We start from the raw sequence: 14,277 nt of genomic DNA, 5'->3' as shown, positions 1-14,277 counted from the left end.
AGAATTATTAATTCTTATATCGAACTGAGGTTCATTAGTGTTTTTTAGGTATGATAGGGTCTCTTTTAGTGTTTCGGAGTCCTTTTCTGATGCCTATTCTTTTAAAAACCTCTTCTATTTGCTTTAAAACCTCATCTTCCCTTATATATATTTTCTATCTAGCTTCTTATATCTTAAAAACATGTTATAAGTAGTTATAAGAGGGTGACTTGATAGGTTCTAGACTGAAATAGTCGTGCATAGAATAAGTACCCTCTTATCGTTAAGTTTGCTTTGAACAAATTGCAGAAGGTGCTGGAAGCAGCAGTCTTGTACAATAAGATGAAGGAGATTATATCATGAATAAAATAATAGGTCTAGATGTAAGTAAAAAATGGCTTGATATATGTGTATATATGCCAAATAATAAACCAATATATCACCGTTTTGCAAATGATAATTTAGGTCATGAGGAATTTATAAAACTGACAAAAAATCAAGAAATTGAGCTAATAGTGTGCGAACCCACTGGAGGCTACGAGGCTGAAATTTGCCAAAAATTATAGTAGTAACGAATTATCAGCGATGCTTGGGATAGCTCCATATGCTCGGGATAGTGGTAGTAAACAAGGGCGAAGATTCATTAGAGGCGGCAGAAAAATACCACGAGATGCACTATATATACTAACAGGTAAAAATGGCTTTCAATATTTAAAAGCTTTATATGACAGACTTATTAATAATTTTAAACCTAAAAAAGTTGCGATAATAGCTTGTATGCGTAGATTACTGGAAGTTTGCCATAAGCTTATTCAACAAAAACGTGTATTTGTTGTTAATCAATAATATTTTTTATTTATATAAAATACAGATAAAAAATATTTAATTTTTTTTAAAAGATAATTGCTATGAAGAAAGTAATAAAAATAGGTACAAGAAGAAGTCCTTTGGCTTTAGTACAGACAAATTTAGTAGTCGACCAAATTAAAATTCATTACCCAAACATAAATTGTGAAATAGTCCCAATAATTACCTCTGGTGATTTGATTAAGGATAAAAATCTGTATGATATAGGTGGCAAAGCTTTATTTTTAAAAGAAATAGAAAATGCTCTTATAAATGGCGAAATTGACTTAGCTGTACATTCCTTAAAAGACGTACCTTGCAAACTACCGTCAGAATTGATGATATGTGCTGTACTTGAGAGCGAAGATGCACGGGATGTATTTGTCTGCTTAGATTATAAATCAATAGAAGAACTGCCTTTTGCTAGTAAGGTAGGTACATCTTCAGTGCGTAGAAAAGTCCTAATACAAAGAAAAAGACCTGATTTAAAAATTGTTACTTTTAGAGGAAATGTTGATTCAAGAATAAAAAAATTAATGCAAGGGGATGTTGATGCAACCATTTTAGCTTATAGTGGTTTAAAAAGATTAGGGCTATTTGATACACAATATTGCCACTTAATAGAGACAAAGGAAATGTTGCCATCTGTAGGACAGGGTGTTATAGCGATAGAGATAAGAAAAAATGATAATAAAATGCAAGAAATATGTAATAAAATTAACCATTTTGAAACATGGGAGCTAATGCAAGCTGGAAGGGCATTTTTGGAATATTTAGATGCAGATTGTAAAACTCCTATAGCTGCTTATTCAACGTATATAGGTAATGATATTCATACAGAGTTTATGCTGTCTGATTTTGACGGTAGTAAAATAGTTTTTCATAGTGACATTTCTAATCCAAAAGATTGTAGAAATTCTGGCATACAGGCTGCAAAAGCTTTGATGTTAGCTATTGACTATAGCTAAAACTTTCTTGGGTTAACTTAGAATTATTCTTAATAGCATTTCATTATTAATTCGAACTGGTTATCATTAGAAGGAATAATTTTCGTACTAGTATTGTAAATAATTGGATCATTAATTTGCTCATGACCAAACCTATTAGTCTTAAATACTGGAATTTTTAAGGTTGCTGCAAAATCAGTAAGAACAGTAATGATACTCTTACCATCACTTCCACAAGTCCCAAATATTATAGCGTTTACATGATCTAACAGCCCTGCTTGTTTTAAATGATATAAAGTACGATCTAGCTGATATGGTTTTATGTCAACATCTTCCAAAAAAAGGATCTTATCTGCTGTTTTTATTTGCCATGATGTACCTATAGATGTTTGTACAATGGTTAGATTACCACCAGTAAGATTACCTGTAACAATTTTGCTAGATTTTGCGGCAGGGTTGATTGCTGATAACCCTTTAATTTTAGCTAGAGTTTCTTTACCAGAAATTATTTTTGCTATTTTTATAAAATTCTGATGATCTCTTGTTGGATTAAATATTTCAATGATTCCATTACCATGAATTGTCTTCCATCCCCATTCTTGAGAAAAGAAAATATGTAAAGCAGTCATATCACTAAACCCTATAAAAAACTTTTCCTTTATAGGTTTTTTCATGCGTTGTAAGTCAGGAATCAATTTTGCTGAACCATATCCCCCGCGAAGTGTCCATACTACATCATTTGATTGATCCAGTAATGCGTTTTCCAAACACGATAACCTTGTTTTATCATCGGTAGAATGGAATAAGCTTTTTCCTCCAAAGCAACTATTTGGAATATCTAGTTTTAATGAAATAATATTTTTTAAATTAGATAATAATTCACTGCTTACCCCTGAAGCAGGAGCGACAACAGTAATTTTTGTATCTTTCAATAAGCTAATAAATTCCTTATTATTTTTGTTAAAGTCTAGATTCGAAAATGCTGATAATAACATAAAAACAACTGGTAGGAGTATTATACGAATTGGTAACATAATAACCTTATTTGAAAAATTGCTATTAGACCTCTTACATAAGTCGCTTCTGCTAGGAAATTTGCAGGATGGTCGGAATCTCGACCCGCAGCATACTCAAATTCCGTTACGGATTCGAGTACCACTCCGACGCACAAATTGCCAGCAGAAGTAGAATTATACAAGAGGTCTATTTATGATATGGATGGTTTTCTATTATAGTCTGAGTCCGATATATTTGTTCTAATAATATTATTTTTGCCATTTGATGGGGCATAGTCATTTTTGAAAGGCTAAGATTAATGTTTGCTTGTTCAAGAATAGTCTTATCTAAACCAAATGCACCACCAATAATAAATTGTATATTTTTACCGGATTGCAAATTATTTTCTATTAATTTTGTAAATTCATGGCTAGTATAACTTTGTCCAATAATATTTAATACTATTTTATAGGATTTTTCTTCTAAAAATTCTTTAATTAATTTGCCTTCAAATTGTTTAATTTGTTCAGGTGGTAATTTTTTTGAATAAGAAATTTCTGTAGATTTTATATTATATTTTATCAGTTTCTGATAATCTCTAGCAATTGGCTGATAATAATTATTAAGTTTGCCAACAGAAATTATTTGTATTTGTCTCATTATTTTATTATTGATTAATTAATTTGATTATACACGATAAAAGTTATCCACTAAGTAAAAATTAGTCAATGGCATCAATATTTTTTCTATTTATAATTAAGATGTTAATAAGATTTAATCAATACTTTAAGCAATTATAGTAATATATTTGTTTGTTAATAAGACATAAAATTAAGTTGAACATGGATTTTACAAAATGATTATTCATTTTTTATTCACAAACTTATCCACAATGTTTTTATATTATAGAGGACTATACATAGTTATATGCAGCAATTCCAAAATTTTATATTTAATACTCCTAAATTAGGTATTTTTTATCTTGGTGGTAAGATTGAAGGATGTAGTATAGAAATACATGATGTAGTTTTCGTTGTTGGGAAATCAAATATAGATATGTCGGAGCAAATTAGAAAAAAATGGATTGGGTCGCCTAATTCTTTGCATATTGATTCTTGGTTTATAGCTGAAACTGTAGATGGTTTTAATATTCGTATTTCTGAAACAACTCCACAAACTAGAAAAAATCGTTTATTTTTTGTCAACCTTGGTTCTTATAAAAAGAACTTTTTTGGAGAATTTCATTTTATGTTCCTTGTTGTTGCAGAGTCAAGGCATGCCGCCATTGAAAAAGCAAAAATAAATGCACCCAAAAATGAAGAAATGCAGCATTGTGATAACATCTATGATATTGATGAATGTATAAGAATTGATAAAATTGATAATTATTATATTGTTCTTGATTACACTGGTATTGAACAAGAAAATACTGTAATCAATGGTTATCAAAAGCTGAATGGCAGTGTTGCGAACTGAATAGACTTATAGCACCCCCATTCGGGATAAGAATTAGTTAATTCTTATCCCAAATTGGCTTGAATATGTAGGTTTTAAGTCTATTCAAGTTTCTATCTTAATGTTTTTTTTAGTTAGCAACCGTAAAATTATTATTCACTAAAGCTAATTTTAGTACTTCATCTATATTTGACACTGATAAAATTTCCAAGCTATTCTTTATATTCGGTGGAATATCTTTTAAATCCTTGATGTTCTCTTCAGGTATTAGTACTGTTTGTATACCCCCTCGGCTAGCAGCCAATAATTTTTCTTTTAGTCCTCCAATTGGTAACACTGTACCCCTTAGGGTGATTTCTCCAGTCATTGCCACAGTTCTTTTGACTGGTATTTTGGTCATAAGTGAAACAATAGTGGTAAATATTGCACATCCAGCAGATGGTCCATCTTTTGGAATTGCACCAGCTGGTACATGTAAATGGATATCAAGGTCTTTGTAATCTTCATACTTCAGTCCAAAATTATTAGCTCTAGAGCGGAAACAACTATAAGCTGCTTGAGCGGATTCTTTCATTACATCCCCAAGCTTGCCTGTAGTTTTAATATCTCCCTTTCCAGGGAATGACAATGCTTCAATGGTTAATAGTTCTCCGCCAACTTCTGTATAAGCAAGCCCCGTGGTACTACCTATTTGATCTTCTTTCTCAGCTAAACCAAAATTATGTTTTCTAGCACCTAAATATTCTTCAAGATTTTCAGATGATATTGATATGCTTTTTACTTCTTTGTTACTCAGAATCCTTTGCAATACTTTTCTTGTAACAGAGCTAATTTCTCTTTCAAGCGATCTTACCCCTGATTCTTTGGTATAATATCTGATTAACTCTAAAATTGCTCCATCATCAATAGTTAGTTCATTTTTCTTCATTTGATGTAGTTTCAATTGCTTTGGTATTAAATAGTTTTTAGCAATTTGTGATTTTTCTTCTTCAACATAACCAGAAACATTAATGATCTCCATACGATCTAGTAAAGCTCTTGGCAAATTATAAGAATTGGCTGTTGCAATAAACATTACTTCTGATAAATCATATTCTACTTCTAAATAATGATCAACGAAATGGCTATTTTGTTCAGGATCCAAAACTTCAAGTAAAGCAGATGCTGGATCGCCTCGGAAATCAGAACCCATTTTATCAATTTCATCTAATAACATAACAGGGTTATTAGTTTTAACTTTTTTAATTAAGTTTATGATTTTTCCTGGCATAGAACCAAGATATGTTTTTCTATGACCTCTAATTTCCGATTCATCTCTAATGCCGCCAAGAGCAAATTTAGTATATTTCCTACCCATTGCTTCAGCAATTGACTTGACCAGTGATGTTTTTCCCACTCCTGGAGGACCAATTAAACATAGTATAGGTCCTTTAATTTTTTTAGAGCGTTGTAATACTGCTAAATATTCAATGATGCGATCCTTGACTTTCTCAAGACCAAAATGATCCCGATCCAAAATTTCTCTAGTTTTGTTTATATCAGTTTTACTATTATCAAATTTTCCCCATGGCATAGCTAATATTGTATCAAGATAGTTACGAACAACTGAAGATTCACCTGACATTTGATTCATAAGCTTTAGCTTTTTCAGTTCTGATTCGGCTTTTTCTTTTGCTTCTTTTGAAAGTTTTAAGGTCTTAATCTTTTTTTCTATATCAGAAAAGTCAGATTTATCCTGCTCGAGTTCTTTTTGTATAGCTTTCATTTGTTCGTGCAAATAATAATCACGCTGAGTTTTTTCAATTTGTTTTTTTACTCGTAGTTGTAAAGCTTGTTCTGCTTCCATTTGAGCCATACTAGATGTTAATGTATCTATTATAGTTTTAATTCGTGTTTGAGGTTTTGTTTCTTCTAATAAAGTTTGTTTTATTAGTAATGGTGCAGTCAGATAAGAGGCTAGCACATTAGTAATATAACTAAAATTTGTCGGATCTTTGGTTATTTCATCAGCTATTGTTTCTATTATTTCTGGATTAATTTTTTTATGATTCTTGGTATATTTCATAAATAACTCAATGACAATTGACGTAGAAACTTTTAAAGCTTCCACATCAATTACCTCTTCATCTTGTAGTATGCTATATTCAGCTTCAAATGTTTCTTTATTAGTTATGTTATGAAGTTTTACCTTCTGCATTGCTTCAACAAGAATTTTTGCATTATTTTGTAATCTTACTGTTTGTATAATTTTAGCAATTACTCCTGTAGAATGGAGATCTTGAATATCTGGAGTGTCTTGATCTTGTTGTTTTTGTAACACCAATAATATATATCTATTAGTATCTGTAGATTTAGTATTAAGTAAGGCTTTTAGAGACTTTGTCCTACCGACAAATATGGGAGCAACCATGCCGGGAAATATCACCATGTCTTTTAATACGAGTAGGGGTAATTTTTCTTTATTTGTCATACTAAAACCTTGAAAAATTTATATACTAAAGGGATTGTTAACTATATAATGTTGCCGTGCTGGGATTTCAAGCTACATTTAGTTTTATATATGCATTTATCACCTCAACCTTCAAATATAATATCAATAGCAAGTGATAGGGTAAAACAATATCTTCATTTGACTCCAATAGTCCAGTCTGAAACTTTAAATGAAATGCTGGGGCATAAAATTTTCTTTAAAATAGAATCGTTGCAAAAAACTGGAGCATTCAAGGTTAGAGGGGTATTAAACCATTTATTAGAGTTACAAGAACGAGAGCGTTTACTAGATAAAATTGTTGCATATAGTACAGGTAATCATGGAATTGGTCTTGCTTGGGTAGCAAAAATCCTTAATCTAAATGCAAGAATTTATTTGCCAAAAGATACTTCTCCAATTAAGCAACAAGCAGCAAGATATTACGGAGCAGAAATTATACTGACCGATACTAGGCAAGTGGCGGAAGATAGGGCAAAAGGTGACATAGAAAATGATTTCTACTATTTGCATCCTTCTGATAGCGATTCGAGTATAGCTGGGGCTGGTACTATGTGTTATGAAGCCTTGCAACAGCTAGGGTTTAGCCCAGATGCTATTTTTGCTTCTTGTGGAGGAGGTGGATTACTTTCTGGATCATATTTAGCAAAAAAATTACTGTCTCCATCCAGCTTGCTTATAGGTTCAGAGCCGGTTAATGCGAATGATGCTTTTTTATCTATTAAGCAAGGTTCAATATATAGATTTACTGATTCACCACATACTATAGCAGATGGCTTGCGTACTTTAGCAGTTTCACCACGTACATTTAATTATCTAAATAAACTTGATGATTTCTTTCTTGCTGATGAATATTCTATATATTACTGGACCGCTTGGTTAACGCATTTGCTAAAAATTGCTTGTGAACCATCATGTGCTTTAAATATGGTTGGAGTAGTTGATTGGTTAAAGAGACAATCAAAACCTAAGAGAGTTTTAGTACTTATATCAGGTGGAAACATTGATCCTGTTCTTTATCGGGAGCTTTGGAAGGGAAACTATCTATCTAATTTACCGAACCCATTAATGTAACCTGAGTTCGATATAAAACATCGGTTTAATCCCGATGTCTTCCCTACCCCTTCGCAGGGGTGACATCGTTGTGAGTAACTACAACTGTAGTACTAACTACTTTAGCATTATTGACGAATATGCCTTATATTACTAAGTTTCGTAACATCTAAACTACAACTAGATCGTATAGGATTAATATCTATGCCACCACGTCTTGTATATCTCGCATAAACAGTTAATTGATCGGGAGTACAAAACTTATTAATATCACAAAAAATACGCTCAACGCATTGTTCATGAAACTCATTATGATTACGAAATGATACAAAATATTTTAATAAAGAACTATGGTCAATTTTTTTGCCTCTGTAACTAATTTGTACCGATGCCCAATCTGGCTGGTTAGTAACTAAACAATTCGATTTTAACAAATTAGAATATAGCACCTCATCTACTACTTGCGTATTGTCTTCAGACAATTTTGGTAAATTTTGGCTAGTCTCAAAACTAATAATTGTTACTTCCAACTTATCCAAATTTATGCCTGAAAAGGATTGCAGCTTTGTTCCCTCATATGATTCTAAATCTTTTATAGCAACAGTCACAGGTGCTTGAAATATTAGACTTAAGTCCTTTGCAATTAATTCTTCTACTTGGTCTCCACTGTCAAACTTAGTGTTATTAAACGAATTCAAATAAAGCTTTAGTGATTTTGATTCTATAATATTAGGCGAATCGCTACCTACCACAAACTCCAATATTTTTACTTCAGGTTTACCACTTTGACTTAGCCAAGAAACTTCATAACAATTCCAAATGTCAAAGCCATTAAACGGCAAAGAACCTACTATTTGCAAGCTATCTCTAGCAAATTTACGACTGATTGGGTATAGTAAACTATTGTCATACAAATCTGCATATTTAGTTTGCTTTCCAAGTACGGTTTCAAGAAACATTATTTTATCCAATAAGTCCTATAGTTTGGGTGTTCTGTATCATTCAACAAATATTTGAGGCCTATAGCGATCCTTAATATAAACCAAACAAACAAGCATGCGTACAGCACCGGACCAATTAGTATTATAGTGGTTATCATAGATATTATAATACCAATAAATCCTATGCAAAAAGTACGTAATATAAAAGTGTAATGGCTAGCTAAAAGTCCATCTTTAATATCCTTATTAATATATGCAAAAACTGCTCCAATAATAGGTAATAACGGTGCAACTACTCCACACAGAAATAATATATAAATTACTATAAGGTTTGTTTTTCCTGCATTTATATATTTCTTAATCTCCTTATCCATGTTCATCTCTTTAAAATTAGCGTGTCTAAGGTCATTGCGAGACCACGCAGTGGTCGTGGCAATCCATTTCTAATCACTTTTATGGATTGCCACTAAAGTGACTCCTCGCAATGACAATTAGGTAAGTCTACTAAAATTCTTAACCACTAAGTGCATTATACTACCATGTTTTATATAGTCTATCTCATTATCTGTAAAAACTTGTAATATTACTTTGATAGTCTCAACTATACCACTTTTTCTCTTTATAATACAATTAAGTTGCTCATAAGGCGTTATTTCATTACTCAAGCCGGTAATGGTGACATACTCAGAACCATCAAGTTTTAAGTCATTTACAGTAGAAGAAAGAGCAAGCGGTAAAACACCCATACCCACTAAGTTTGACCTATGAATTCTTTCAAAACTTTCAGCAATTACTGCTTTTACTCCGAGTAAACTAGTACCTTTTGCTGCCCAATCTCTTGATGAACCAGAGCCATATTCTTTGCCTGCAAAAATTACTAAAGGCACAGAATGAGCTTTATAATCCATTGCAGCATCATAGATACTCTCTTGATTACCTAGTTGGTTTATAGTTACCCCTCCTTCAATTCCGGGACACATGGCATTTTTAATCCTATTATTGGCCAAAGTGCCTCGCATCATTACTTCATGATTGCCACGCCGTGATCCATAAGAGTTAAAATCGAGAGGTAGAATGCCCTGCTCAGTTAAATACTTAGCGGCAGGACTTGTTTTACTAATATTGCCGGCTGGAGATATATGATCAGTCGTAATAGAATTACCAAAAATAGCTAATATTCTAGCAGATTCTATATCGTGCAAGCTACTAGATATATGTTCAATACCTTCAAAATAAGGAGGATTGTTGATATAAGTACTATCTTTACTCCAATTATAAGTATCGGTTTTAGTTACCTTAATATCTTGCCACTCTTTATCACCTAAAAATACTTCACTATATTTGTCTTTGAACATTTTAGAGTTAATAGATTGATCTATTAACTCTTTTATCTCTTGGTGGGTTGGCCAAATATCCTTAAGATATATATCCTTACCATTATGACCTTTACCTATCACGTCAGTTTCAAGATCAATGTTCATAGTACCTGCTATGGCATAAGCAACGACTAAGGGAGGAGAAGCCAAATAACTAGCTATTGTCAAAGGGTGTACCCTTCCTTCAAAATTCCTGTTACCAGATAACACCGAAGCAACAACAAGATTGTTCCCAGCAATAGTCTCTTCTATTTCCTGCATAAGCGGACCAGAATTGCCTATACAAGTAGTACAACCATAGCCGACAAGATTAAAACCTAAATGATTTAGGTACTGGTCAAGTCCACTTTTTTTCAGATATTCTGTTACTACTTTTGAACCAGGGGCTAACGAAGTTTTAACCCATGGTTTTTTAATAAGCCCAAGTTCTACTGCTTTCTTAGCAAGCAAGCCTGCCCCAATCATCACAGTAGGATTCGAAGTATTTGTACAGCTTGTGATTGCAGCTATTACGATATCACCATGACCTATACTATATTGTTCATCAATAGGGTACTTTTTATCAATATCAACATCACCTCGAGTTAGAGAAGGTAGTTCAGTTTTAAAATTACTAGCAGCATTTTTTAGGTTAACCCTATCTTGCGGACGTCTTGGACCAGCTAGGGAAGATTCTAAAGTAGATAAATCCAACTCTAATATATCAGTATATTCTGGAGTAATTATTGGATCAAACCATAATGACTGTAGCTTGGCATATTGCTCTACTAGCTTTATTCTATTTTGATCTCTAGCTGTAAAATTAAGGTATTTTATAGTCTCATTATCAATTGGGAAGAACCCACAAGTAGCACCATACTCAGGAGCCATATTTGATATAGTCGCCCTATCTGCCAATGTAAGGCAGGAAAGTCCATCTCCATAAAATTCAACAAACTTGCCGACTACATTTCTCTTTCTTAGCATTTGGGTAACTGTTAGCACCAAATCTGTAGCAGTAATCATACCATTTAAAGAACCACTTAACTTAAAGCCAATTACCTCTGGTAAAATCATTGATAAAGGTTGACCGAGCATTGCCGCCTCAGCCTCAATTCCTCCAACTCCCCAACCAAGAACTGCTAAACCATTAATCATCGTAGTATGACTATCTGTGCCAACTAATGTATCCGGATAAGCAAAAGTTACACCATTTTGTTGTTTACTCCACACAACATTAGCTAAATATTCCAAATTAACCTGATGACAAATGCCTGTTCCTGGAGGTACTACTCTAAAATTATCAAATGCTTCTTGCCCCCATTTCAAAAATTCATAACGCTCTAGATTCCGTGCTACTTCCATTTTAACATTCTTAGCAAACGCATCACTTGTTCCATAATAATCAACTTGTACAGAATGATCTATGACAAGGTCAACCGGGATCAGAGGATTAATCTTTAATGGATTACCCCCTAGTTTTTTTATAGCATCACGCATAGCAGCCAAATCAACAATAGCAGGAACTCCGGTAAAATCCTGCATTAGTACCCTAGCCGGCATAAATGGTATTTCAGCGTCAGATTTTCTAGCCTTAAGCCATTCTTTAAATAGTAATAAGTTTTCTTTATTACCAGTTAGACGAAGGACATTTTCAAATAATATCCTTAAGCTATAAGGTAGACGCTTTAACTCAAGATTAATATCACTTGCCGCTTTATTTATATCAAAAATTTTATAAAGATTATCTCCTACAAATATTTCTTTAAGATAATCAGGATTCATGCCCGTTCCTCCAAATTTTTTTAATCATTAGGGTTTCACTTTAAGTATACACTTAAAAATACCTACCACTAAGCCTTTCATTTAACTTAACTTGAAAAAATAAATATTTGAAGTAAATTATATAAAAACTTTCTTAGAATCGTATAAATGCTGTCATTTGAACAACTAACTCTTATTATAGACGAAAAAACTATCTTCACTAATATTAGTATGACTTTTTTACCATCATCTATAGTTTATTTACAGGGAGCAAATGGTTGCGGGAAGACTTCACTACTTAGAATTGTAGCTAATATACAAAATCCAACAAGTGGTAATGTTTTGTATAGATCATTGAACTGTAAATATTTAAAGAAACCTTATTGTAATTATATTGGACATAATCTTGGATTAAAATCCCAAATAACTGTATTAGAGCATCTAAAATTTTGGTCTACAATTTATGATTCCCTTGAAGCTTTAGAATCTTCGATATACTATTTCAAGTTACATAATATTTTGTATGAGAAATGTTACAAGCTGTCTGCTGGTAACCAAAAGAAAGTTTCCTTAGCAAAACTCATTGCTTGCCAGTCAAATTTATGGCTATTAGATGAAGTAGAAGCAAACCTAGATCAAGAAAACAAAGAATTACTATATAACTTGATTATTTCGAAAGCAAATAATGGTGGAGTTATTGTGGCTACCTCCCACTCTAATATAGATATTCAGTCAGCACAAATAATCAATTTTAAGGATTATAATTCTTAGACTTTAGTAAGTTTTTGTAATATCGATTTAAGACTTTTACACCCAAAATCCAAACTACACAAACAACAAGAAAAACAGCCATCAGAAAACCAGCTAGATCGTTATGTACAGTATTTGGAAAAATACTGAAAGAGACAAATTGAATAATTGCTCCAGAAGATTTTCCTATTTTGTATCCAAGTACATCTACTGCTGCCTTTCCCTTAGTTTTCATTTCACTATCAAGAGGTATATATACCATTTCTTTAGTAGAATCAAACAGTGAATATTTTACGCTTTTCCCTAAAACATGCCACAAACCACCTACAAAAACAATGATCATTAATGGAGAAAGATAACTAAGACCGGTCATAATTGCCAACAGAGGTTTTTCTAGTACAACAAAGGTAAAAAACATCATACCTGATAACAGTGTTACGATAGGGGTGATCACTGCTCCCCAAAACCAACCACAAATCCTGACTAAACTACTACCTAGAAAAGAACAAATTAAAGTAAGTACTCCCGTCCAAAAAAACACCTCACCAGTGTAAGATATAAATGCTTGGGTAGAGGGATATAATTGCTTGGTTTTAGACATCCATAATCCTTCAATTAGGTTGATTGTCATGGAATATGAAATCATTAATACACAAATAATTCCTAAATATTTAGATGTAAAAATTATTTTGCTGCTGTCAACTAACCCTAGTTTTAGTATATCGGTTCTTTTGTTTTTGTATCTAATATTTTTAGTAGTTTCTATAATTTTCAATTCAACAAATCTATGTAAAATCAAACAAATCAGCCCAGAAATTATAATGATTAGCATAAACGATTTAAGGAGAATTTCTGTTTTGTCGTTAAGATGGGAAAATAGAGGTAACAAAAAATGTTCACCTTTTGCAAAATATATAATTATACTGCCAGATATTAGTAAGTTAGTTTGACCAAATACAGAAAAAAACGAATAAAATCTTGGAGCTTCTTCAATACTGGTAATCTTATTAGCAAGTTGCCAGTATAACAGTGTAAATACAATTACTGGCCACAACTCCCCCATTATATAAAATAACACAATACTCCATTTTCCCCAAATGATGATAAACCATTTTAAATGTGGCAGTACGGTAACATAATAGGCTATTACTTCAGGATCTGGATGAAAATATTCCCGATATGGAAACAGCACAAAAGCAAATAATATGAAAAATCCCAAGAAAAAAGATACTACTATCCTAAACACTTGCTCAGTTGTCATAATATTACAAAGTTTGGAGTAAAGAATGACAAATAAGACACCCATAGGCATCTCGCCCCAAAGTTTTATAAAGCTTAAAACTTCCGTACTAATTAATGTCACTACCAAGCTATCTTTAATACTACGTACTAAATTCTGGTTAAGGAGAATACAAAACATTAGTAAAGCCATAGGTATAAACTTTACTAACTCGTTAGATCTAATAGGCCAAACAACGTGTCTAAATTTACTATTTCTAGCCCTATTCCACATATTAAAAGAAGAATTTACTGTATCCATTTTATACCCATGCTCATTTCCAAGCAACCTAAACTATAAGAAAAACCCTGTCAAGTAGTTTTATAATTTAATACAAGATCATCTTGTGTAAAAGATATACTTCTCCTACTTCAAGAGTTGTGAAAACAACTCATTGAAGTAGGAAATTATTTAATTCTGAACA

13 protein-coding genes are annotated in these 14,277 nt (G+C 32.3%); 6 read left to right on the top strand and 7 right to left on the bottom strand.

The annotated features are described in order from the left end of the window. Positions 1 to 338 precede the first annotated feature (338 nt). The 3 genes from ACN1AG_RS03695 to hemC all read left to right on the top strand — a co-directional run bounded on the left by ACN1AG_RS03695 (position 339) and on the right by hemC (position 1,793). Entirely contained in the window at positions 339 to 545 is a 207-nt protein-coding gene (locus ACN1AG_RS03695; protein WP_417905493.1) for a hypothetical protein, read from the top strand. Positions 546 to 564: 19 nt separating this feature from the next. After that, positions 565 to 825 (top strand): hypothetical protein, encoded by a 261-nt coding sequence (locus ACN1AG_RS03690; RefSeq protein ID WP_417905492.1) that lies wholly within the window; start codon positions 565 to 567, stop codon positions 823 to 825. A 62-nt stretch (positions 826 to 887) separates the two neighbouring features. Next, complete coding sequence (gene hemC / locus ACN1AG_RS03685) at positions 888 to 1,793, top strand: hydroxymethylbilane synthase (RefSeq protein WP_417905491.1); 906 nt, start codon at positions 888 to 890, stop codon at positions 1,791 to 1,793. A gap of 29 nt (positions 1,794 to 1,822) precedes the next feature. On the opposite strand, the gene ACN1AG_RS03680 is transcribed toward hemC, so the two are convergent. Both ACN1AG_RS03680 and ACN1AG_RS03675 read right to left on the bottom strand, forming a co-directional pair. Beyond that, positions 1,823 to 2,791 carry an LD-carboxypeptidase gene (locus tag ACN1AG_RS03680; protein ID WP_410520723.1) on the bottom strand — a complete coding sequence of 323 codons (969 nt, stop codon included), beginning with the start codon at positions 2,789 to 2,791 and terminating at the stop codon, positions 1,823 to 1,825. A gap of 184 nt (positions 2,792 to 2,975) precedes the next feature. After that, the gene (locus ACN1AG_RS03675; RefSeq protein WP_341754554.1) at positions 2,976 to 3,428 is read right to left on the bottom strand and encodes a 23S rRNA (pseudouridine(1915)-N(3))-methyltransferase RlmH; all 453 of its coding nucleotides are present in this window, start codon (positions 3,426 to 3,428) and stop codon (positions 2,976 to 2,978) included. 267 nt (positions 3,429 to 3,695) lie between these two features. On the opposite strand from ACN1AG_RS03675, the gene ACN1AG_RS03670 reads away from it, so the two are divergent. Then, positions 3,696 to 4,244 carry a DUF1543 domain-containing protein gene (locus tag ACN1AG_RS03670; protein WP_417905490.1) on the top strand — a complete coding sequence of 183 codons (549 nt, stop codon included), beginning with the start codon at positions 3,696 to 3,698 and terminating at the stop codon, positions 4,242 to 4,244. 109 nt (positions 4,245 to 4,353) lie between these two features. Here ACN1AG_RS03670 and lon read toward each other — a convergent pair whose 3' ends face one another. Then, positions 4,354 to 6,693: an endopeptidase La gene (lon, locus tag ACN1AG_RS03665; RefSeq protein ID WP_417905489.1), complete on the bottom strand. Its 2,340-nt coding sequence runs from the start codon at positions 6,691 to 6,693 to the stop codon at positions 4,354 to 4,356. 90 nt (positions 6,694 to 6,783) lie between these two features. On the opposite strand from lon, the gene ACN1AG_RS03660 reads away from it, so the two are divergent. Then, positions 6,784 to 7,785, top strand: coding sequence for a serine/threonine dehydratase (locus ACN1AG_RS03660; protein ID WP_417905586.1), 1,002 nt, complete (start codon positions 6,784 to 6,786; stop codon positions 7,783 to 7,785). 107 nt (positions 7,786 to 7,892) lie between these two features. Here ACN1AG_RS03660 and queF read toward each other — a convergent pair whose 3' ends face one another. The 3 genes from queF to acnA form a co-directional block, all read right to left on the bottom strand. Beyond that, on the bottom strand, positions 7,893 to 8,723 hold the full coding sequence (gene queF / locus ACN1AG_RS03655) for an NADPH-dependent 7-cyano-7-deazaguanine reductase QueF (RefSeq protein WP_417905488.1): 831 nt from the start codon (positions 8,721 to 8,723) through the stop codon (positions 7,893 to 7,895). Further along, positions 8,723 to 9,079, bottom strand: coding sequence for a hypothetical protein (locus tag ACN1AG_RS03650; protein WP_417905487.1), 357 nt, complete (start codon positions 9,077 to 9,079; stop codon positions 8,723 to 8,725). Before ACN1AG_RS03650 ends, queF begins: the two co-directional genes overlap by 1 nt. A 117-nt stretch (positions 9,080 to 9,196) precedes the next feature. Then, entirely contained in the window at positions 9,197 to 11,845 is a 2,649-nt protein-coding gene (gene acnA / locus ACN1AG_RS03645) for an aconitate hydratase AcnA (RefSeq protein ID WP_417905486.1), read from the bottom strand. 147 nt (positions 11,846 to 11,992) lie between these two features. On the opposite strand from acnA, the gene ccmA reads away from it, so the two are divergent. Then, complete coding sequence (gene ccmA / locus ACN1AG_RS03640) at positions 11,993 to 12,595, top strand: heme ABC exporter ATP-binding protein CcmA (protein ID WP_417905485.1); 603 nt, start codon at positions 11,993 to 11,995, stop codon at positions 12,593 to 12,595. Here ccmA and ACN1AG_RS03635 read toward each other — a convergent pair. Continuing rightward, positions 12,576 to 14,114 carry an Npt1/Npt2 family nucleotide transporter gene (locus ACN1AG_RS03635; RefSeq protein ID WP_417905484.1) on the bottom strand — a complete coding sequence of 513 codons (1,539 nt, stop codon included), beginning with the start codon at positions 14,112 to 14,114 and terminating at the stop codon, positions 12,576 to 12,578. The genes ccmA and ACN1AG_RS03635 overlap by 20 nt on opposite strands. Between the last annotated feature and the right edge of the window lie 163 nt (positions 14,115 to 14,277).

The organism is Candidatus Tisiphia endosymbiont of Micropterix aruncella (assembly GCF_965178575.1).
Taxonomy (GTDB): domain Bacteria; phylum Pseudomonadota; class Alphaproteobacteria; order Rickettsiales; family Rickettsiaceae; genus Tisiphia.
This window is presented reverse-complemented; position numbering and strand designations above follow the sequence as displayed.